Annotated in this window: 20 protein-coding genes; 5 read left to right on the forward strand and 15 right to left on the reverse strand. The window is 44.2% G+C overall.

The window, feature by feature from the left end:
- Nucleotides 1-124 precede the first annotated feature (124 nt).
- On the forward strand, nt 125-3,373 hold the full coding sequence (locus R3D00_29355) for a hypothetical protein (GenBank protein MEZ4777320.1): 3,249 nt from the start codon (nt 125-127) through the stop codon (nt 3,371-3,373).
- Nucleotides 3,374-3,385: 12 nt separating this feature from the next.
- On the forward strand, nt 3,386-4,600 hold the full coding sequence (locus tag R3D00_29360) for a glycosyltransferase (protein ID MEZ4777321.1): 1,215 nt from the start codon (nt 3,386-3,388) through the stop codon (nt 4,598-4,600).
- 44 nt (nt 4,601-4,644) lie between these two features.
- Here the strand turns inward: R3D00_29360 and R3D00_29365 are convergent, their stop codons facing one another.
- Genes R3D00_29365 through R3D00_29375 form a run of 3 tightly spaced genes read right to left on the reverse strand, consistent with a single transcriptional unit; the run spans nt 4,645 to nt 6,944 of the window.
- The gene (locus tag R3D00_29365; protein ID MEZ4777322.1) at nt 4,645-5,568 is read right to left on the reverse strand and encodes an outer membrane beta-barrel protein; all 924 of its coding nucleotides are present in this window, start codon (nt 5,566-5,568) and stop codon (nt 4,645-4,647) included.
- Between the two features lie 3 nt (nt 5,569-5,571).
- Nucleotides 5,572-6,369, reverse strand: coding sequence for a hypothetical protein (locus R3D00_29370; GenBank protein MEZ4777323.1), 798 nt, complete (start codon nt 6,367-6,369; stop codon nt 5,572-5,574).
- A gap of 14 nt (nt 6,370-6,383) precedes the next feature.
- Nucleotides 6,384-6,944, reverse strand: a complete 561-nt coding sequence (locus R3D00_29375; GenBank protein MEZ4777324.1) for an RNA polymerase sigma factor — start codon at nt 6,942-6,944, stop codon at nt 6,384-6,386.
- A 141-nt stretch (nt 6,945-7,085) separates the two neighbouring features.
- On the opposite strand from R3D00_29375, the gene R3D00_29380 reads away from it, so the two are divergent.
- On the forward strand, nt 7,086-8,252 hold the full coding sequence (locus R3D00_29380) for a pyridoxal phosphate-dependent aminotransferase (GenBank protein ID MEZ4777325.1): 1,167 nt from the start codon (nt 7,086-7,088) through the stop codon (nt 8,250-8,252).
- 23 nt (nt 8,253-8,275) lie between these two features.
- The gene (locus R3D00_29385) at nt 8,276-9,697 is read left to right on the forward strand and encodes a sulfatase (GenBank protein MEZ4777326.1); all 1,422 of its coding nucleotides are present in this window, start codon (nt 8,276-8,278) and stop codon (nt 9,695-9,697) included.
- 417 nt (nt 9,698-10,114) lie between these two features.
- Here R3D00_29385 and R3D00_29390 read toward each other — a convergent pair whose 3' ends face one another.
- Genes R3D00_29390 through R3D00_29400 form a run of 3 tightly spaced genes read right to left on the reverse strand, consistent with a single transcriptional unit; the run spans nt 10,115 to nt 11,869 of the window.
- Entirely contained in the window at nt 10,115-10,678 is a 564-nt protein-coding gene (locus R3D00_29390; protein ID MEZ4777327.1) for a hypothetical protein, read from the reverse strand.
- Nucleotides 10,668-11,192: a hypothetical protein gene (locus tag R3D00_29395; GenBank protein MEZ4777328.1), complete on the reverse strand. Its 525-nt coding sequence runs from the start codon at nt 11,190-11,192 to the stop codon at nt 10,668-10,670. Before R3D00_29395 ends, R3D00_29390 begins: the two co-directional genes overlap by 11 nt.
- Before the next feature lie 8 nt (nt 11,193-11,200).
- Nucleotides 11,201-11,869 (reverse strand): hypothetical protein, encoded by a 669-nt coding sequence (locus tag R3D00_29400; GenBank protein ID MEZ4777329.1) that lies wholly within the window; start codon nt 11,867-11,869, stop codon nt 11,201-11,203.
- Nucleotides 11,870-12,239: 370 nt separating this feature from the next.
- Here R3D00_29400 and R3D00_29405 point away from each other — a divergent pair, with 370 nt between their 5' ends.
- The gene (locus tag R3D00_29405; protein ID MEZ4777330.1) at nt 12,240-12,503 is read left to right on the forward strand and encodes a hypothetical protein; all 264 of its coding nucleotides are present in this window, start codon (nt 12,240-12,242) and stop codon (nt 12,501-12,503) included.
- Between the two features lie 597 nt (nt 12,504-13,100).
- Here R3D00_29405 and R3D00_29410 read toward each other — a convergent pair.
- From R3D00_29410 to R3D00_29450, 9 genes are all read right to left on the reverse strand, one after another.
- On the reverse strand, nt 13,101-13,625 hold the full coding sequence (locus tag R3D00_29410; protein MEZ4777331.1) for a hypothetical protein: 525 nt from the start codon (nt 13,623-13,625) through the stop codon (nt 13,101-13,103).
- Between the two features lie 20 nt (nt 13,626-13,645).
- Nucleotides 13,646-14,527, reverse strand: coding sequence for an RHS repeat-associated core domain-containing protein (locus R3D00_29415; GenBank protein ID MEZ4777332.1), 882 nt, complete (start codon nt 14,525-14,527; stop codon nt 13,646-13,648).
- Nucleotides 14,528-14,723: 196 nt separating this feature from the next.
- The gene (locus tag R3D00_29420; GenBank protein ID MEZ4777333.1) at nt 14,724-15,164 is read right to left on the reverse strand and encodes a hypothetical protein; all 441 of its coding nucleotides are present in this window, start codon (nt 15,162-15,164) and stop codon (nt 14,724-14,726) included.
- A 15-nt stretch (nt 15,165-15,179) separates the two neighbouring features.
- A complete protein-coding gene (locus tag R3D00_29425) occupies nt 15,180-16,052 on the reverse strand; it encodes a M91 family zinc metallopeptidase (GenBank protein ID MEZ4777334.1) in 873 nt (290 codons plus the stop codon).
- Between the two features lie 284 nt (nt 16,053-16,336).
- Nucleotides 16,337-16,543, reverse strand: a complete 207-nt coding sequence (locus tag R3D00_29430) for a hypothetical protein (GenBank protein ID MEZ4777335.1) — start codon at nt 16,541-16,543, stop codon at nt 16,337-16,339.
- 321 nt (nt 16,544-16,864) lie between these two features.
- Entirely contained in the window at nt 16,865-17,413 is a 549-nt protein-coding gene (locus R3D00_29435; GenBank protein ID MEZ4777336.1) for a hypothetical protein, read from the reverse strand.
- Between the two features lie 232 nt (nt 17,414-17,645).
- The gene (locus tag R3D00_29440) at nt 17,646-18,305 is read right to left on the reverse strand and encodes a hypothetical protein (GenBank protein ID MEZ4777337.1); all 660 of its coding nucleotides are present in this window, start codon (nt 18,303-18,305) and stop codon (nt 17,646-17,648) included.
- On the reverse strand, nt 18,302-18,664 hold the full coding sequence (locus R3D00_29445) for a hypothetical protein (protein ID MEZ4777338.1): 363 nt from the start codon (nt 18,662-18,664) through the stop codon (nt 18,302-18,304). Before R3D00_29445 ends, R3D00_29440 begins: the two co-directional genes overlap by 4 nt.
- Before the next feature lie 190 nt (nt 18,665-18,854).
- Nucleotides 18,855-22,700 carry a PKD domain-containing protein gene (locus R3D00_29450; protein ID MEZ4777339.1) on the reverse strand — a complete coding sequence of 1,282 codons (3,846 nt, stop codon included), beginning with the start codon at nt 22,698-22,700 and terminating at the stop codon, nt 18,855-18,857.
- Between the last annotated feature and the right edge of the window lie 83 nt (nt 22,701-22,783).

The raw sequence follows: 22,783 nt of genomic DNA on the forward strand, positions 1-22,783 counted from the left end.
GTTTGGGTTTTTTCCGTATATTCATCTATTATGAACATGTGGAAACTTTCCCGATTATTACTCTTATAAATAGTAATGGGACCGCTTCCCGATTCATAAACAAAACATTAACCAAACGAATCTCATGCGCAGGCTGGTCATATGGATGATCGTTTTTGGAGGGCTTTCCACATCTTTGTTTTCACAGGCTGAAACCCCTTTTGCAAATGCTCCGGACTGGAAGGTAGTGACCTCCCAAAATTTTGATGTATATTATTCAGGCAACAATGAAGCGGGCGCCATTCGCACGGCCAAGTTTGCTGAAATCGCCCGATACGAGATCGGGGTTTTGTTTGATTTTAAACCGACAGAACGATATACCCTTTTGTATGCCAGTGATGCGATGGGGATGATGACTTCGAATATCCGCCAGAGCGGCCAAAAACTTTCTCCGGGCGTATTTAATCTTCCTGAAAAATATTCGATTGTGGTTCACCCCGGCACCAGCAATGAATGGTTTGCTGAAACAAAAAAAGCCGTGGCATTGCTGATTCTCGACGAATTTGCCTATGGCCACCGTCTGGGCAGTACGCTTCAGTCCGAACTCCTTTTTTACAGCGCACCCTGGTACAGAGAAGGACTGGCTGAATACGTAGCTTACGGCTGGACTTATGAAGACGAAATGTGGATGAGCAGCATCGTCAACAGCCAGACCGATATGCTGGAACTCGCCCTTGAAGGCGAAGGGACGATGAACCGAATCGCCCGCAAGTCCATCTGGCATTTTATTACGCATGAATACGGAGAACAAAAAATATCCGAAATCCTTTATCTGATTAATATTTCTCACTCCATCGAATCAGGAATCATTGCTGTGCTGGGGCTTACGCTCGATACCCTTACCGAAAGATGGCGGGAATATACGGTAGCCCGATTTTATGAACAGGTCAAAAACCGGACAGAAATCGGACAGATCGCCAATGGAGAATTTGTTCCGGTAAAGGGGGAAAATGAATTGACAGGCTTTGCCTATAATAGCAGCCGGAATATCACCGCAGTATGGCTCAACAAAAATGGCAGCCAATCGGTAAGTCTCTATGACCCGGAAACAGGGCATTTTACCGAGACCGGACTAAAATCAGGGTTTCAGACCAATGAATCTCGCTTCTATCAGTTTTCTCCACCTGTCGCATGGGATTTTGAAGGCACACAGCTCGCAACGACGGTATTCAGAGATGGAAAATATGAAATAGCCATTTTTAACGTCGAGACCAAACGAATCGACTATACCAAAGTACCCGGTGATATACAGAAAATCATGCAGATCGCATGGTCGCATAAAGGCAACAGCCTGGCCGTATCAGGCTTTCACGACGGACAGGCAGATATATTTACCGTCAGGGTGGGAAGCAGCGATTTTCAGCCCATAACCGATGACATTTACGACGATCTCGACCCGGCATGGAGTTTTGATGATGAAACCATTTTTTTCAGTTCCAACCGATCAGACACAGAGGACGGTCTGGAAAAGGAATACTTCCGAAAGAATTTTGACCTCTACAAATACACCCGCACGGAAGGAGAAACCATCGTAGAAGCGCTCACGCTTACACCAGAAATCAGCGAACGGCAGCCCTATGCGACCAGTAGTTTTGAATTGGTGTATGTCAATGACGAAAATGGTATATACAATCTTGGGCAAATTAATATTTTCCAGAAATTCACCACCCCGTTCAGCGATCTCTCCTACGGCATTTACCGGATGCAGACGACGGAGCGAATGATTGCCATCTCTTCACCTGAAGCGGGAAAACTCCGTTTATACCTGATCCCTTCAAGTGCCTTTACCGCCATTCGGCTTCCGGAGCCGACTCTGCTCAAACTGGAATACTCGGCTATTTATCAGGATCTCATCAACAAAGCCAAAATCAGGAAGGCCCGGGAATTAAAAGAAAAAGCTGATCCGGATATGGCAAAAGATTCGGCTGCGGCTATCGTAGAATTTTTGAAAGAACAGGAAAAAGAAGCCTCAAAAACAGACGAGGTGCCGGTGGTAAAATATTATATCTTCGACGAAGATGACGAACCGTACGAAGCCAGAAAACCTGAGCGGAATTTGTTTGGTCAGGTGGAAAATCCGTTGAAAAACAACCTGAATACCGTTTTTGGTTCCACTCCCAAACCCTTACTTCAGGATGTAGAAACCAGTAGGGGTACGACTGCCGGAAACCCCTGGATGGCGAGTTATTTTGGAATGAACATGAATTACGACCCATTGGCAAAAATGGGCATGGAGTTTCAGGTTGGATTTACCGATTTGTTCAAAAACCACCAACTAGACATCCGCGTACAGCCATTCTTCAATCTGAGAAACTCCATTTCAGACGTACGCTATTCCTATCTGAAACATAAAATAGATCTTTTTGGGGAGTTGGGTTATACCAACCGGATGTTTCGGGAGCCGACAGCATTTCAAAACGACTCCATGATTTTCCGCTATGACCAGTTAAGGCTTAATGCCGGAGCCCGGTATCCACTGTCTGCTTTCGCGGCTGTTGAAGCGAGTCTGGGTTACCAGTCGATCAGACGCAGTGATCTTCAACTATTACATGTCGCTTTGCTCAATCAGCACGACAATGTAATGCGCGCCGGTGTAAAATTTACCTTTGACAATACGCTGGAGAGAGAAGGTTTTGCCTACAGAGGCGTACGCCTGGATGCAGGATTTGAAAGTTATTTCTCCGCATCCAAAACCGACTTTATCTTCCACAGAGCGAGTCTCCAGGTGAGCCATTACAAAGAAGTGTACAATAAAATGGTGCTGGCTTCCCGGTTTATCACAGCATTTAACTTTCCCAAATCCCTCCCACAATATTATATGGGCGGAGTGGACGACCGCATTCACCCACCGATTGTTTTTCCAAAAGAGACTTCACTTGCTGTGCGGAACAACAGCATCGATACGTCGTTGTATTCGTTTCATTATCTGGGATTTATCCAGAATATGCGCGGATTCAGGCCCAATACACGCGATGGCTCACGTTATCTGCTGGCAAATGTAGAACTGAGAATTCCGATCTCCCGGCTGGCAAAACATTCATTAACTACAAATTCGCTGTACAAATTGGAAATTATTCCTTTTATTGATGCCGGTACAGTATGGGTGGAAGGGAATCCATTTTCCAAAAAAGAACCGACAGATACGCAGATCATCAGTACCGGGGTTATAACAGTGAAACTTCAGACACTGAAAAGCCCCTTTCTGATAGGATTTGGCTCAGGGATACGCGCGAAGATATTGACCTGGTCTTTGCGTATGGATATGGCCTGGGGAATAGACGATTATACCCTCCGGAAACCGATGCTTACCACTACTGTAGCCAAAAACTTTTGATCGTTTTCCGACATGCATATAGCCGTTCTCTCTGATCCGGCCAACTTCCACACACAAAAATGGGCCTCGGCACTTCAGTCCGCGGGCGCAAAAGTTACGATATTCAGCTTTTCGAACTTTGTCTTCGAAAAGGTTCCCTGTGTACAGGTAATGCCATCCTGGACATTGAATGGCAAAATCACTTACGCCAGCTTTTTATATTCGGGAGACAGTCTGCGATCTGCGCTTGAAAAACACAAGATTGATCTGGTGAACCCGATCAATATTACCCCTTACGGAGTCTGGGCTACCCGAAGTGGTTTTCGACCGATGGTGAGTATTGCCATGGGAGCCGATATCCTCGAATATCCGCCGCAAAAGGAAATGTCTGCGATCCCGGTTTCCCGTACTTGGGCGAGCAAGCAGACATCGGCCGGGCCGGTACGGAAAATAGTTTATGGACTGAAATGGCGGGTTTTCCGGCAGCAGGTACAAGATACACTAGACGCATCCGCGCTCATCACCGGAGACAATCTTCAATTGATTCACGCCATGCGGGACTGGTTTGGTGTGGAAGAAAAAAAGCTAAAACTCAACCGATGGGGGGTTGAGCCGGAAATGTTTGCCGTTTGCGAATCGAAGAAAGCGGAAATCCGCAAAAAATATAAAATCAGAGACTGGCAGCGAGTAGTCCTCAGTCCGCGGGGCATGAAACCCGTGTATCAGGGAGATGTGATACTCGATAGTTTTGAGATGCTGTTGAGAAGAGGCATGCGAGATGCGAAACTCATCATGCTTTCAGCGGGGTATGACATTCCACCAGAGGTCGATAAGAAAGCCCGGCTGCTCGATTCGCAGTTTGAGAATTTCCACTACGAACGGGGAATCCTGCCCCGTGAGGAGGTTACTGCCCTCTGGTCAGTGGTTGATGCATTTGTGAATGCACCCGTCTACGACGGGTACTCCAACGCCCTCGGAGAGGGGCGTTATGCGGGTGCCATACCCATTGTAAATGACATCCCTGCCCATCGGGAGTTTTTGGCACACAACAAAAACTGTGTGATGGTCAGCCCGTTTACCCCGCAGCATCTGGCAGACGAGATATTGGGGATGATACCGCAAATGGACGAATTAAAAACACGATTTGCGCCGGTCAACCAAAAGTGGATCACACAACATGCGATGCTGGATCGCAATATCCGCATATTTTTGAGGGATTGTGAGAAGGTTGTGAAGCGGGGAAAATAAAAAAAGCCGGCCATTGGCCGGCTTCTCAGTCAAACGCTTTATTCTCAAAAATCTATGATATTAATCCCGGCCACAAGCGTCTGCGTCTGGGGGGATATACCTTCATCAAAGAGTGTGCTCAGGTTGTACATGGCGTAGATGTCAAACCATTTGAAATCCAATCTTGCCATCAGACCATAACGGAAAGGATTGAGGTTGTAATCGCCATCTACTTTTACTTTTCCCAATTCGCTGCTTACCTGCTTGGTCCATGATTTCCACAGAATACCACCATACACCCCGAATGACATACTCACACCATCATCGCCTCCCGGATCAGTATTGATATTGAGGAGCAGCGGAACCTGTACATAACGAGCCGTCAGTTTGTTTTTGTCAAAGCTTATACCGGTTGTGTCAATGTCCAGCGATTCTGTGCCTTCGCGAAGGGTAATATCATTGACAAAATAATAGTTGCTCCAGTCAACCGTAACCGCTGCCTTAAGGTTTACCACACCCCGAACCATACTTACCGTAGTAGGCAGAAAGTGCAGTGCTACGTGCGATCCGGGGCGGAAAGCTTTCAGTTCCAGCGCAGGATTGCCAGCAGCATCTACGCCATATTTGTTGTCAACAAAATAGTCGGTATGGCCCAAATCGAATGCGAGAAAACCAACGTCAGAATATTTTTTCTTAGACTCTTTTTTCTCGTAGTCGGGATTCCAGTCTTCGTCGTCATCAGAATCTTCATCATCATCCCAGTCGTCATCAGACGATTTTTTGACTTCCAGTTTTTTGCCTTCATCGTCGGAGATGATGATGAATTTGCGTTTTCCCAGCAGAATCTCAGTAGTATCACTGGTGATGATAATGGTTTCTTTGTCTCCCTCATTTTCAGGAGTTTCAGTCTGAGCCATTGCGACAAAACCTGTCATCAGCAAAGCCAGCAGGAGGCTGAATGATTTTGTAATATCCATTTTCCGTTTCATAATTTACAGTTGTTTGACGACGCGTTTGTGCGTCTTTTTAGTAATCCTCAGGTTAAAAATATCTACTTGGTAAGTTTTCGTTTCACCGTCAGGGCCTTTTTCCTGATACACATCAATCGGCGAATTTTTCCATTTTTCAAGGGTATTGGAAGCAAATGATACCGCATCCTCAACCTTCAGTTCGTTTAGATTGATCGTATTGTGAGAAGAAGTGATATCCTGATGGATAGGCTGATTATTTTTTCTGACCGGTGTTTTCACCTTTGCCGGAGCCGTTGCGGGAAGCGGGCTGGCTGTAAGGGGAGAAAATCCCGGGTTGTTGAGTGTTTCTATATTAAGAGAAGCAAAGTTTTCATCAATCTGTTTTTTGGCCGGAGAAACATCTTTTTGAGAAGAATCTTTCGCAAGCTGCTTCAACGATTTTTTTTCGGGAGCGCCCATGCCTGTTTTTTGAAACTGAGGCGCTCTTTCTATGACATTATCGGGCAAACTTTCCGGTGTATGCGGGTCATCGGTCAACTGAGGTTCCGGGGTAATTGTACCAGAACCGGGTACAGAGTCTGTTTCAGCGATGGGCGAAGTGTTGTTTTGTGTGGAAGAGGGCTGATCGAGCAACCAAAAGAGGCTGAAAAAAAGAATCGCCACTGAGGCTGCAACCGCTGCATACATCCACCAGGCTGCACGACGCTTGCGTCCGGGATGAATTTCTGCTTCGATGGCCAGCCAGAGGTCGGCACCCGGGTCCTCCTCATAATGCTCAAACTTTGGTTTAAGCAGGCCTTTGATATCTTTTTCTTCCATAGTTTACAATCATTCTACTCACTGCCGGTCTCACTCATATTCAAATATTCTATTCGGTCCTGTAACAGCTTTTTTGCGCGTGAAAGCTGCGACTTGGAAGTTCCTGCAGAGATATTCAACATCTCTGCGATCTCCTGATGCGAAAATCCTTCGATCGCATACAGATTAAACACGGTCCGATACCCCACGGGCAATTGCCTGATCAACCCCATAATCTCCTCTCTTGAAAGCGACTCCAGCATATCTGTATTCAGATGTACCTGCCGGGCCTCTTCTATGTCAACCATAAAATAGCGGGAGTTGCGGCGGTAATGTTCGATCGAAGTATGTACCATTATCCTCCGTATCCAGCCTTCAAATGATCCCTTCCCTTCAAAAGAGGATATATATTTAAAGACCTTGATAAAGCCTTCCTGCAGAATATCTTTTGCATCGTCGTGATTGTCTGTATATCTAAGACATACACCAAACATCAACCTGTGATAGTGCTGATATAATGCCCGCTGGTAAACGGGTTCCCCACGTTTACATCCTTCGACCAGCTCTGCCTCTGAATATTTGGAAGCAACTATCATGTAAAGTTTTTATCAGGCTATCTTATTTTGCAATTATAAAGGGTAGATGAAGGGGAACCAAAAAGGGTTGCATCGGGTAAAAAAAAAATTCTCCTAAAAAATCTTCCGTATAATTGCACCATACTAAAAACACCTCCTGCTATGCCAATGCCTTCTGATCGTATGCAACGGGTTCAACCACCCATTATCCCCGTTATCGCCGAACTCATCCAGGCTTTTCCCGGTACCATCTCTCTGGGACAAGGGGTGGTTTATTATGGGCCTCCGGAAGAATCGTTGCGAAAGATCAAGGAATTTTACGCTTCCTCCAACAACCACAAATATCAGGCTGTAGAAGGTATCGCACCGCTGCTCAAAGTAATATCGGAAAAACTGCGCACCGAAAACGGAATCGCCATTGATGACAGTAACCGCCTGGTTGTTTCCGCCGGGGGGAATATGGGATTTTCCCACGCTATCCTTGCGATTACTGATCCGGGAGATGAAATCATTCTGCCCGTGCCCTATTATTTCAACCACGAAATGGCGATTTCCATTGCAGGTTGTACTCCGGTACTTGTGCCTACAGATGCCAACTATCAGCTTCAGCCTGAATTGATACGAAAGGCCATCACCCCCCGCACCAAAGCGATTGTCACCGTTTCTCCCAATAATCCGGCAGGTGTGGTTTATCCCGAAAAAAGCCTCCGGCTCATCAATGATCTCTGCCGGGAAAATAATATTTTCCATATCAGTGATGAGGCCTACGAATATTTTAACTTCGACTATCACAAACATTTTTCCGCAGCATCTATTCCTCAAAGTGCAGGACATACCATTTCGCTGTTTTCACTTTCCAAGGCTTACGGTTTTGCCAGTTGGCGAATTGGTTATATGGTTATTCCGGCGCACTTGTTTGAGTCTGTCAGGAAAATTCAGGATACCCAGTTGATCTGTCCGCCCGTGATCTCACAGTTTGCCGCCGTAGGGGCAATGGAAGCTGGAAAAGCATATTTTAATGAAAAGTTTGGGGTTATTCGCAAATCGCGGGAAATCTTCCATGAAGCGCTACATGAAATTAGAGACATTTGCGAATCTCCCCGCACCTCTGGTGCTTTTTATTCGCTGATCAAACCCAAAACTCGCCTGTCCTCACTGGCCCTGGCTGAGCGGCTGATCCGCGAATTCAGGGTAGCAGTGATTCCGGGAGAAGCTTTTGGAATGGAAGATGAATGCGGACTTCGCGTGTCCTTTGGCGCTGTGGACGAAACCACTGCCCGGGAAGGAATCGGCAGACTGGTAAAGGGCCTGACGGAAATTGTGGGATAAACAACAGATAAATCCTTGTTGTTATGAATAAATGGTTTTTCCTCCTCCTCATGGTTTTTGTTGCCTGCAAACCCAGTCAGCAGAAATCAGCGCAAACAGCCATAGATTCCCGCCCAAATATCATCGTGATTGTCGCCGATGATCACGGGAAAGATGCTATTGGTATTTATGGAAACAGCGTCATCAAGACGCCGGGGATAGATCGTCTCGGACACACAGGCACGCGCTTTACCCGCGCATTCTGCACAACAGCCAGTTGTAGTGCCAGCCGTTCTGTTATTCTCTCCGGCATGCAAAATCACGCCAATGGGCAGTACGGCCATTCCCACGACTTTCACCATTTCAGCTCGTTTGAGAATATACGCAGCCTCCCGGTAAGACTGGAAGAAGCTGGGTATCGCACCGGGCAGATTGGCAAATACCATGTAAGTCCGGAGTCTGTTTATCATTTCCAGGAGCGATTTGAAGCTGACAGCCGCAGTCCGGTAGTCATGGCCAATACCGTAGAAGATTTTATCAAGGCAGATGAGCAGCAACCATTTTTCCTCTATTTCTGTTTTTCGGATCCACACAGAGGTGGCGGATTCGCAGAAGAACTTCCCTACCAGCCCGACAGATTTGGCAACCGTCCCGGAAGTTATCCCGGCGTTACGGAAGTTACATACAGTCCCGATGAGGTTATTGTCCCGCCGTTTCTTCCCAATACACCCGAAACACGCGCCGAAATTGCCCAATACTATCAGTCGGTTTCCCGACTCGATCAGGGCGTAAGCCGCCTGCTGGATATATTGCAGGAATCAGGAAAATTTGACAATACCCTGGTCATGTATATTTCTGACAACGGCATGGCTTTCCCCGGAGCGAAAACGACCCTTTATGAAGCAGGCATGCAACTGCCCTGCATCATCAAAATGCCCGGGCAGACAGCAGAGTCTGTATCAGATGCCATGATTAGCTGGACTGATATTACCCCAACGCTGGTTGACATCGCAAAAGCACCGCTGGACTCTGCGATTCAGGGCATTTCGCTCGTGGATCATCTCACAAATGGAACACCCCTGGAGCGAACTGCCGTGTATGCTTCCCATACTTTTCACGAAATAACCATGTATTATCCCATGCGGGTGGTCAGAGGAGAGCGGTATAAACTGATTATGAACCTCGCTTCCGGCCTCGAGTACCCATTTTCCACTGACCTTTACGAATCCAAAACCTGGCAGAGCATAAAGAGCCGGAATCTCAGCAAAATCGGAGGAAAGGACATAAGCAGTTTTCTCCACCGCCCGGAGTTTGAGCTGTATGATATTCAGACAGATCCGTGGGAAACAACAAATCTGGCAGACAACCTCCAGTACAGCGAGTTGTTGAGCAGCATGAAGGTTTCGCTCAAACAGTTTCAGGAAAATACCGGCGACCCCTGGATCTATAAGTGGACGTATGAGTGACACCCTCAAAAATGCCCGAAAAATATAAGCTATCAGATACGCTGTCTTCCACGAAAGATTGGGGACCACCTCAAAAGACCCAACAATCCCCAGGGTGGAGAAACATCAATTGATAGTGATTAACCAAAATATACCCACCTGGTAGAGCCAGATTATAATCTGGCTCTACGTGTTCACCCTACGTCACGCCCCGGCTTTGGGCGGGGAGGTGTATGGGGGTTGGTGGTTTTTGAGGAGATACTATATTATTTGATTGTAGCCATAAGGTAATCATTTACTTTTTATCAGCTTAATCTTTTGTCTAACATTTGGAGAAAGTTCACTCAATGCCGCAGGGGGGGAGGCTGGGAGTTTCAATCCCCCAAAAACTTGAGTGCCTATTATGGGTGCTTTATTAATACTCGTAATTCAGATGTGTTATGGTTTTAGCATTTCTAATGCTTCCTTCCAGGCATTTCGGGTCAAGCCTACTTTGCGCCTGTACTTTTTTACGTATTGTCTCATGGGAATTGCGCGGTTATCCCACGCTTCTTGTATGGGTAGTGGCCTGCTTACCCATATTTCGATATCTTCCAACCCTTCTGTGCTCTCATAAAAAGTAGTGTCAATTAAACGTATTTCTTCGTAAAAAGCATCCAAATGAATTTCTACTGATGATCTCAGTACTGATCGATCTATATATAGCGTATCATATATCGAAATAGCATCCGAATGAAACCGGGAGTGAGAAATCTTTTCATAAACTATTTCGCTATCTACCGTTAGTCTAAGCAATTCCCCGGTATGAGAGGCTGCAACAGAGAAAAACAATGGTAGGCAGGGCTTTTCATCGTACCTGCCGGTTGTGCAAATAACATTTCCCATCTTCTTTTCGGGAATACATCCGTAATACATCAGAAGAATCATAAAAATTAAAGGTAGGGAAAGGACGTAATTTAGAGGGTTTTCTATAAGGTGTAGCTTGGTTCTTTCAATTATCATGGGGCTGTAATTTTTCGATAACTTCTTTCTGGTAGTTTCTTGTTAAGCCTATCTTTCGTTTATAGGTTTTTGCATATTCTCCCAGCGGCAGGTGTCGGTTATCCCAGGCTTCTTGAAGCGGTAAAGGTGGGCCTACCCAAATTCCAAAATCTTCTAAGCCGTTAAGTGATTCCTGAAAAGTTGTATCAACAAGCAGGATTTCATCAAGAGTTGCGTTTAAGTGAATTGTTAAAAGAGAATCTTGGTTTAAACACCTAAAGTGTAATGTATCGCGCACAATTACCCCGTCAGAATCTATTCGATCTTTTGATACTTTTTCATATAATATTTGCCGATTGACCGTCAGCGAAATGCTCTCATTAGGATATGATTCTACGGAAAAAAAAACAGGAATAACTTTTTCCGAAGTATTTATCTCCGAGGGTATGAAGTCTTTGTTCTGAACACAAGACTTCTGGCAAGCCATCAAAATAAAGGGAATTATTATCCATTCCAAATATCTAAGCATATCCATATTTCTTTTTATTCCATCCTAGGAGATTTGTGAATAATTTTAACTCTTTTGTAGGGATTGCCCGAAGGAGTGGGAAAGGGGCGAACCACAAAATTATTTTGCCGGTTCAATTCTCCTTCTTCCAACTTTTGTTCAACACTTAGAATTTGCCCAGAAGTAGCTCTGGATCTAGCATTGAGGTACTTGTCGAAATCTTGCGAATCAATAGAATATCCCGCTTGGGTTGCGTTTTTTGCTATCACTTGTCGCCATTCCATGAAGTTTTTTACATTCTGGGGATCTTTAGGATTAAACCATTGCTGATCGTCTTGGGGTAATTTATCAAACTCACTCGGATGAATAAGCCCGCCCGTATGTCCCAACTCATGTGCGGCGGTACCTCCTGCACCTGCGCTCCATTCGCCTTTTTCGGTGATATAATCTGCATTCAGGGCAATGTTAAGTCCCCCGATTTCAGCAAACCCCCCAACTCCTTTTCCAAATTCATTCCCATTTCGGATATCAAACAAATGTTCGGTGGAGGATAAATCATCTATTGAAGAAATCTCACGTAGATTAAAGGTCATGGAAAACGATACCCCTGTAAATTCGTCACTTCCGGAAAACAAATTTGTTACCTCGGATGTGATCATTTTCATAAAAGCTGACATGGATATTTCTTTATCCGAGCTATTCATAATCACCGCATTAACAGTGATAAAGATATGATTTTTATTATCGGGGTCCCTTGCAATCACCCAATCTCTCCCATCCGGGTCAATACCGATGAGAGGACTATTTCCGACATAATTATAAGGACTCCAAGCCTAATACTTCTCCGCGAGCACATCCACCCCCTTCCACCGCCCTTCATTGGGCGCATACATCCGCGCCCCCCTTCGACGATCGCTCAGGGTAAACGCCATCATACCACCCCATCGCAGATATCAAAGAACGATTCCCGGCTTTAAGGTAGCGAATTTTTTGGGTTGATATTGGCGCCACGAGGAAAAGTAATTTTGTAACATTTCCATTAGCCCTTTTCCCCAATTTATCATAAGTTTAGGCATGAGTAAAGCATTTCAAAAAGCCCTATTGGAAGCCAAGGCTCTTAGCCCGCAGGAACAATTAGCCCTAATTGCTGCCCTCAGTCAATTTCTTTCTCAAAAAAATGTTTTTCCAGGTACAACCCCTCTTTCTCCGGAAGCGATTTTCTCCCGGGAAGATGAAGCCGAAGTCCTTAGACGAGTAAGGAATTATGAAGAAGGAAAGGCTAAAACCCTTTCCGGGAACATTTTTCGTGAAAATCTCAAGAATAAATTTGGGGCTTGATGGGCTATATCTATGAAATTACCGAGTAAGCCGCAAAGGAGATTGACCATGCAGTAGAATATTTTGAATCTCAGTTTACAAGTGGGGCAGCAGATTTTCTTACAGCTTTTGACGATACGATAGAAGGGATTCTTACGATGCCTGAATCTGGGCAAAGACGTTCTGAACAAGATCCGGATATTAGAAGTCGGCAATTAAAAGCCAATAATCGTAAAGACGCTTACGCCAGGTCTTTCCCCTATCTTCTGATTTACAAAATTTATGAACTCGAAGAGAAAGTCGTGATCTTTCAATTATGGCCCGTTAGAAGTGACCAACCCATCCGAAGCGACCCGGAGGAGGAGTAGGGAGAAATAATCGGATTCGATAGTTGATTGTGATTAACCAAAATATACCCACCTGGTAGAGCCAGATTATTATCTGGCTCTACGTGTTCACCCTACGTCACGCCCCGGCTTTGGGCGGGGAGGTGTATGGGGGTTGGTGGTTTTTGAGGAGATACTACTTGATTTTCGCATAATCCAATCCAAAGATAGCAATTTGTTTTTCTCTCGTTAACGGTGGTCGGAATGGGGTGAGGGATTCTTCTTTTACCGTTTACTCTACTAAAGGTGATATGTTTATGTAGAACGGTAAAAAATAAACATTTTTAGAGGTATGTTCCGTTTCGAAAAAGGATTGAATCTGACTTATTGGTCGTTTACTCAATTCGGTTTTTAGATAATTCATTAATTTTTCATGATATTTGGATTTCAACGGCTTTTTCTGACAAGAGGGAATATAGTCATAATAAAGACTTCCCCATTTATCATTTTTTATATTAATCCAAATTGGTTGAATATCCTGAATGTACCCTTCTGGAGAAAATAATATATTGACATATGCCCATCCACTCACTTTATTTCCTTTTAAACTATCAGGAAGCATAATATCAAGATAAAACAAGGAATCTAGCATGAAAGGGCTATTGGCATGATCTAGCATTATGTCTGAAAAGCTAGCAGGAAGTTTGATATCCTGATCTTGAAGGAGTTCTTTGCATGGAATCATCCGAATAGCCTTACATCCTACATATAGAAAGGAAAAGCATATATATATAATGAAAACCATTAATTTATTCATATCAATGTATTTTTTCTTTTCTATTTCTTGAGTGGTAGAAGCCTATTTAGAGTAGGCGCATTTATATCTCCTTTTTTAAGCATACGATTCATTTGGTGGTTTCTTCCCTCTGTACTAGCCTTATATAGCCTAATAGCCAGTTTGAAAGAACTTGGATTTATTTCATTGGAGTTTTCAATATTTTGTACTATGTTTCGTAATTCTTCTCCTTTTTTTCCCGTTCCAAATACAAAATTCGATGTCATTGACAAATACCGACCATCTCCCTCTACACTTTCTACTATGCTTCGGCTAAAAATTGTGCTTTGTAACTCTGAACTTAAAGAGGATTCGTACTCACCGTGTTCTATTTGAAATAGATGGAATAGTTCATTTGCAACTGCATCAATCCCTGCTACGTTTGCAATATTTTTCCCAAAGCTTCCTTTAGCTTTTTCAATTATATTTGCTAAGTTGGAAAAATTTACTAACCCACCATCACTTTGTTTAATTGTTGTCATTCCACCCTTTGCATTAGGGTCTTTTTGAGAATTAAAATTATATTTAGAACTGGAGGTTGTTAATTGAGTTAAGATTTCACCCCCCTTTTCTGCTTCTCCGATTTGGTTGAAAAGACCGATTAACTGTTGAATCTTTTCTTCAACTTTGTCCTGATCCACTTCATCACCTGAAGCATTGTATATCTTTCCCCCATCATATCTGTATCGGTTATTATCCTCTCCAATAATCCAAATCTCCTCTCCATCCGGATCAATAAACTTAATAGGATTTCCCATCACATAATTATACGGACTCCATCCCACATATTTCTCCCCCAACGCATCCACCCCCTTCCAACGCCCTTCATCGGGCGCATACATCCGCGCTCCCCTTCGACGATCGCTCAGGGTAAACTTCATCATACCACCCCATCGCAGATATCAAAGAACGATCCCCTGCTTTAAGGTAGCGATTTTTTTACTGCCGGAGGAATTGCGTCCCGGCGTCGTAACCGAGGTTTTTGCTGGGCAGTTGATTGAGGAGATCGAAGAATTTTTCAAGCAGAATTTCTACTTTAGACCTGTTGGGGTTTAGGGGAAGGGAACAATCCCAACTATTTTAAAACCCTAATTCTCCCGGAATAATGGTTTTAAGTAAATCTTTCATACTATTTTTAACTTTCATTTTTTGATCTTTATACCTCCATTCATCAAACAAATCATTCGTGTATAAAGTATCCGGTTGCTTATTAAAAACAAAAGCATATTCATAATACCCGTCATCATATAAAAGTCCATCAAAAACAGGAATATTCGGATTGCAAGATTTAATTGCTTTCAATATTGTATTGAGCTCTTTAGCAATAACCGACTCCTTTAATACTTTCGTTTCAATCCTTTCATTTTCTTCCAGAAACAGTAGAAATCTCGAATCACCCCATAATTCTCCATCATCAACTTTTGTCTTATCAAGATTATAGAAATAGATTTTTAGGGAACCTTTGCAGGAAGATAGTAGTGTAAAAATACCAATCACTAGAATTATTGGGATATATCTCATGTCGAATCAATTATTTTATTCCTTCTTTTTTTCGGTAGATGTAGGACTAATTGTAGGGAATGCAATCCTTCGATAGTTTGTTCTTTCATCTTCCCCTAATTTCCGGTTAATTTGATTTCCCCAATTTAATGTCGTCATTTTTTCCTCTGCGTTGGGAAAAAATGGAAAGACCGTTTTGTCATATTTTTCTTCATGTCTCGCCATATATGCATCATAGTCAAAAATGCGATTGTATGCATGTATCAATTCATGACCTAATCGGGCTGTAGCTGAGTTTCTTCCTCTATCCTCAGTAGTTGGAAACATTTTAGAATAATCTTTGAGGAAATCTATTCCTTGACTGGGGTCAAAACCAATAATAATTAGTCTACCCCCCATATCAGCACTCTCCGCAATACCACTTTTGTAGGATATTTGTACCTCTTCCCCTGTCTTCATCAATTCATCTATTATATCAATTGTCTTCGCAGACTCTCCCTCTCCAAAAACAATTTCGGAAGCTCCTGAAGCTTTCAAATGATTTAATGCTTTTAGTGCATTAACTGCAAAATCCTTTGTCCCCATATATTCATTCCCGTCCTCATCAACCAATTTCTCGCCATCATACATATATCGAAAATTTTGAGTAACGGGTTTTCCCTCCCTTTCCATAACTTCCCCGTTCTCATCTCGAACTACTTCCGAAAAAACAACCCATATTTCTTCACCATTCGGATCTGTAAATAGTAAAGGATTATTGGCTACATAAGCAAAGGGAGAAATCGCGTAATACTTCTCCGCGAGCGCATCCCCCCCCTTCCACCGCCCTTCATCGGGCGCATACATCCGCGCCCCCCTTCGACGATCGCTCAGGGTAAACGCCATCATACCACCCCAGCCCGAGTTCATCCTGTTGTTCTTTTCCGTTGTAGAGAAATTGATTGGAGGGCGAAGCGACGAGGGCGTTTTCTCAGGCCATGCGCAGGCCGAAGGGATCCACTTTGGTAAATTTTTCAGTCTATGGGGAAGTTGAAATATCTGTGAAATTCAGGTTGATCGAAACAATCTGCTAATTTTAAGGAGAGATCTTTTGGCCCAACTTAAAATCCATCTTAATCCATCAAAGATTAATTCTAAAAGCACATCTCTTAGCCAAGTAAACAATATATCAATCATAACATGGGTATCACAAATCACGATTTCTTCCATGCCGCTTTTCGCAAGGTTTGTGCATTTATCTCATAATCGGCCCACATACCCGCAGAAGCAAAAAGATCGTGTGTTTTTTCAACGGAGGCGTCTGAATCCGTAGCCCATTCAATAAAATCCAGGCGAGACAAAAGCTCGGTCAAAAAGTTTCGGTATTTCCTGTCTTTTAGTCGTATGACAAATGCTTTCATTCTGCATGGATTTCCCTCTAAGGTCGGAAAATATGCCCAATATTCCAAGGTTGGGGATGAAAAGAGAACAGGAACCCCCGCCGGTGAAAAAGTATCTTTGGGTAATGACGGACCAAAATATACCCACCTGGTAGAGCCAGATAATAATCTGGCTCTACGTGTTCACCCTACGTCACGATCAGGCTTTGGGCGGGGAGGTGCATGGGGGATTGGTGGTTTTTGAGGAGATACTACATTAGTTGATTGTAGCCATAAGGTAATACTTTACTTTTTATCATCTTGACCTGTGGTCTGAATTTGTTGAGGGAATATAATTTTCCCCTATTTACTTAAAGCTAAGTATAGATTCGCAAAAACTTCCGCTTGTTGTTCTTCTCTCATGGTTGCTAGTAGATTTAGCGACTTATAATACACCTCATTCATTTGATAAGAAGATAAGCCTTCAATACTCTGACCTTGCAGTAGAATTTCCTTTTCAATAAGCTTTTTGAATGGGTTCTGAAGATATAATGATTCTATGAGTTTTTCAGTAAAAAAGAAATCAAAGGCAGCGAAGAGCCTGAACTGTGATTTTCCGATACACCATGCTTTCATTTTGGCTAACAGAAGATTAACCTGAGTGGTTTCCATCTGTATCATTTCATGGGCAATATTTTCAAGTATTTCGTTTTTTGCACTCTCGCTTAACGAGGATATAGAATTGTCTATTAAATCCCAACGCATCTCTGCTTGTTTTGGGTTATTCGTTATGTAGCCAGTTAATTCAGGCAATGAGTATATCGCAAAAAAAAGATCTTCCCCAAACTGATCTTGTAACTTATAGAGTTTTTCTATCATTGGGTTTCCCGGGGGCAATGTAGGTGAGGCCATTCGGGAAGTGTTCGAAACCTGATTCGATCCACAGGAAAAAATACTAACAAATAGTAATCCTCCACAATATATATAGAAATGCCAATTCGCAACTTTCTTGTTCATTTCACATGAAATTATATCATCCGGTTATAGATTAATCTTCAATGGTAACTATTCCTTGTTGCTGCAGATAGATAATTATACCGTTGCCAATTTCCCGACCAATGGCGAAAAGGGCTATGCATACTATTCATAAATCAGGATTATTTAGATCAATGTGGCGAAGTTTCTCTATTCGCTCATAGACATCCACAACAGGTTTATCCTTTGATAGATAATTATATAAAATATCATGGTAAAGATCATAAAATTCATTTCGATCTTTTGATGACAAATATTTCAAGGTGATATTATAAAGGTTGTCTTCTTGAACGAAATAAGTTGAGTATCCATGATAGGTATTTAAGGAATCCTGTATTTCGAATTCCACAAAGTAGCGTTTCCGATTGTCTTCATACAGAAACTCCATAATTTTACACTCCATTGTTTGTTCTGTCCCAGGGGTTTTAAATTGCTGAATGGCCTTTTGCAAGTATTCAGACAAGTGGGTAGTGGAATGCTCATATTTTAGCAATACAAAAAATTCATTTGCCTTAAGATTTCCCAACTCTGCATAAAAGAAAAGATTTTCTGTTTTCAGGGGTTTCCAAACTTTTGGGATACAGATTAGATCCTCCTTAACCTTATAACACTTCCAATTTTCGGAGGTAAGAGAATCCCCCGATTTTAAATGATATTTTGTTACTGGAATATACCCATCCTTTGTTGTAGGCTTTTCCTTTTCAAAACTGCAAGCGGATAAAATCCATAGATAACTAAGGACTATAACCAGAAGTTGAGTTCTCGTCATTTTTTAATCTGCATAATTCGAAAACCTGCTTTAAATTCCCACTCATTGGTAGCTCCTATTTTTTCAATTCCTGCTTCAGGCACAATGATCCCAACATTAATTTCTTCATTCGAGGAGCTTTCTCCTGTATCCATATTTTCGGAGAACGCTGATTTAGCCGAAGTTGTTACACCTCTAACTGTTGCAGACATCTCCACTTCTTCCTTAGTTTCTGTTTTCACATCTTTATCTACACTCGCATACTGATACGTAGTCATGTGCGCAAAATCTTCCGCCAGCGGATCCACGCTTACAAACCGCGCCTCTTCCGGGCCATACCACCGAAAACCATAATCATACCACCCCAGCACAAACCTCAAAGAACAAAATCCAGCTTCAAGGTAGCGATTTTTTTACTGCCGGGAGGCTACCAACACCGACAGCTTCCCGCTTACGATCTGTTTGACCAATTCGGCCTTAAGGTATCTGAATAATACTGGTTTTTTCTCGTTTTTTGTTGACGCATTTTGTGATTTATTGTGTCAACCTATTTTAGGACGAGACCTAGCGCTACTCCACCACCAACTTTACCGTGCTCACGGTTGATCCACAACTCATCCTCACAAAGTAGATCCCTCTCGCCCAGTCTCTGGTCTGAATTTCTGTTTTTTCCCGTACTTCTTTCGGCTGCCACTGGTAATCCATTACTTGTTTTCCTTCCAGACTCATCACCTGAATACGTGCCACTGCCGGTTTTTCTGCTTCCACCAAAACCGTAAAAGCATCAGTCGCCGGATTGGGAAAAAGGCTCAATCGGGTATTGGAAAACTGAAGTACTACTTCCTCTACTTTGCTGTAGTCAAAACTTCCATCGAGATCTACCTGTCTTAACCGGTAAAACAAATGCGAAGATGACTGCCGGGTAATCAATGGATCAATAAAGCTGTATTCGAGAACCTTACTGCTGTTGCCTGCTGCCCGCGTAAGGCCGATCTGGACGTAGTCGGTCGCATCATCCGACCGCTCAATGACAAAATGGCTGCTGTTTGTTTCGTTGGCGGTAGCCCAGGTGAGCTTCGCATCATCCCCCTGCTGTACTGCCGAAAAATCCAGCCATTCTACAGGAAAATTGGTATCAGGCCCCGTAAGATAAAACGTGGAAAAGCTGGTGGTCTGAAATGTGATAACATGGCTTCCGCCCGGACCTGTGCCCTGTGAAGTGGATGAAGGAATAATAACGGTTGGTGTGCCTGTACCCGGAACGCCGGGTATCCCTCCCGAAAATTTGGCAATACGAAGGTCGCCAAGGCTGCTTACATAAATGGAAGCTGCCGCCAATGCTTCAAATTCTTCCGGGGTGATGTACAGGTCAACGGTTACATTTGCAGATGGTGTTTTTTCAGTGGAAATGTAAAAGCTGCGGTTGGAAAAAGGAAAACCATTGCTGAAAACACCTGCTGTAAATCCGTGATCAAATGTAGATACCCGCACCTGCCCCAGGTCCTGGTTGTTGTCATTGATGCCAATCAGCGCATCTTCATATTCATCCTGAATTTCCAGAATCGCATTGTTAAAGACAGATTCGCATGCGCCATATTCTCCCCGAAGGGCGATATCACTAGCGGAGATGCTCCCACAAGTACCGCAGTCTGCAATTAACGGGCCGCCATTGGCTATCGATGAAAGCCGGTTGCCGGGAACCGGACGTTCCTGTCCGCCGGAAGGAAGCTGCCAGCCGATGGCGAGGTTGTCTCCCCCTCCGCCTTCTTTCATGCGGGCTTCGATATAGTACTTTCTCCCCGCAATCAGGTTCTGGGCAATAGATTGCTGCTGGGGATATTTGTTCCACTCCAGCGAACTGGTCCAGCCGGGAACTGAAGCAATCAAAGACATATTCGTCGAATCCTCATCTGTGCTGAGATATAAAGCGCCTTCATCGTCGCTGGATATCCAGAAAATATAAGCACCAGTCTCCGGTGCATGAATATATCCCCTGATGCGGGAACCGTAATTGTCAGCGGTGTTGACGGGTATTTGCGCAATATTTAGTGTGGAAGAAGTTGATGGAGCCGAACTCCAGTTTACCGCCGAAAGATTTGTGCCGGAAATACCTGTCCAGGTTTCAAAAGTGATAAATCCTTCCGGCGCACTGTTCCCGCAATATACAGCGACTACTTTACTGAAATCATCTGTCGAACCTGCACTATCTGTTACGGTCAGCGTTACGGTATAATTTCCCGAAGTGTAATATACATGAGCAGGAGTCATTCCTACGCCTGTATTCCCGTCTCCAAAATCCCATGAGTATGACTGAATAGGGCCATTTACATCATAGGAGCTGCTGGCATCAAAGTCAAATCCCATAGGCAGGCGTGGACTGTTTTTGACAGTAAATGCAGCTACAGGCAGATCTTCCATGCCCGGACAATCGGGGTAAATGTCTTTAAAATAGTAATCTGAAAGCCCTGCATCATCAGTAACCGTAAGTTCGACCCGAAAGAAATACAAAATTCCATCACAACCCACAGGTGTCAGCAGGGTTGTGGTAGAAGGATTGGTATCCACGGGTTCCGGATGGTGGTGGTTGCCATGGTAAAGACTGACCTGCCAGGAATAAGAAAGCCCCGCGCCGGACTGTTCGGCATCGTTTACCACCGCTGAAAGCGGCTGATTTACATTCCCGGAGAAGTAGTCTATATTATCAACGCTGGTGGACACAATTCTGGGAGGGGTATTGTTGAGCGAAACAATCAGCGTATCTTTTGCTGTTACCATCTGATCGTCTTCGACTGTGAGGATCACGGTGTACGAGGTAGGAGTAGAATTCCCGCTGTTAAAAGTATGTATTGGATTCATCTGCGTTCCTGCGGGTGTACCATCGCCAAAATCCCAGGTATAGGTGAGAGGGTGATTTTCAGGGTCATAGGACCGGTCTCCCCGAAGCGGGATAGTCAGCGGAGAAGTACCGTAAATGATGTCTGACCGAATGATCGCTTTGGGTGGTTGGTTGGAAGGGGAATAGCGAATCACCCTCACCGAACTTCCATTATTGACATAAAAGAGGGAGCCTTCCACCGGACTGGAGTTAACCGCAGTAATCGCTCCGCCTCCGGCGAGAAACTCTTTGATAACCGTAGGGTTATTGTTTGCATCAAATGTGACATTGCGAATCCACTGTCCGCCGTAATCGGCAAGAAAATACGTGTGCTTGTATTCTGCCGGATAGTCATCTCCCAAATACCAGACACCGCCCGTTGCGCAGTTGCCCGTAAAGTTGGAGCCGGGAATCTGTGCGCTGCCAATATTATATATCGTGCCATTCACCAGACCACGGGCTGTACCGCCCCGCCAGTCGAGTTTGGGGCGCGCATGAACTGCGGGTGTATAGGTGGCGTTGTTATAACCCGGCTGATACGTCATTCCTTCCCATTTGGGCCAGCCAAAGTTTAGTGCCGGGCCGTCGCATACATTTAGTTCCTCTGCACTGTTCCAGCCCACATCTCCGATGTAAAGCGTACCCGGATCTCCATCTGTGGGATTATGGCTGCCGGTCTCGGGTCTGAGACTCATCCGGTAGGGATTGCGAAGGCCCATCGCCCACATCCTCGATTTGGGCGAGCGTGGATGAGCGGCATCATAAAAAGGATTACTGGGGATCGCGTCGCCATTTGCCGGGTTGATTCTCAAAATTTTTCCATCCTGGCATGTCGAATCCTGGCTGCGGTAAGCGCCGATATTCTGGGCAGCTGTGATAATGCCGTAGGTAAGCCCGTTATTTACCCAACCCCCACTCACCTGTCCACCCTGATCTACCTGTTCGTAACTCGCAGCATCCCCGCAGGCAGCCATCAACGTGCCATCTGTGCCAAAAACCAGAGACCCCACATGGTGAGACTGGTGAAGACTGGGAAACCCGTTGTGTGCAGAATCACCTACCAAAACCAGCCGGCTGCTGTAGTCAACAGTAGTAAAATTAGTGGCAGATTCGGCGGTGTAGCGGGTAATTCGCCCGATGGTTGCATCGTAATACTGATCGGTGGCAGCATTGTATGACGGCGTACCGTAGTTTAACAGATGGTGAGCATCTACGGTGTACAACAAATAAATATGACCATTACTCAGAAATGCAGGATCAAGCGCCACTCCCAAAAGCCCAAAGTCTCGCCAGTTGCCCACTTCTTCACTAATATCAAGCAGCGGTGAGGCAGATTTTATTCCATTTTCTACGATCCAGACTTTTCCGCCTTTTTCGGATACATACATCCTGCCATTGGCGTCAAAGGTGATGCCGATGGCATTGGTAAATCCGGTCGAATAGACCTGGTCCACAAAGCCGGCAGGCTGAGAAAACAGTTTCCCGGCATTTAGCAAAAACAGAATAGCAAGAGCAAAAACAACATTGGTAAATGTCTTCATGTGGGGGAGTGTGTTGTAATTTTGAACAAACGACCGCAGTGGGAAATAATTCCACCTGGAAAAAGTACCAGAATGATTACGGT

Source organism: Bacteroidia bacterium (assembly GCA_041391665.1).
GTDB lineage: Bacteria > Bacteroidota > Bacteroidia > J057 > J057 > JAGQVA01.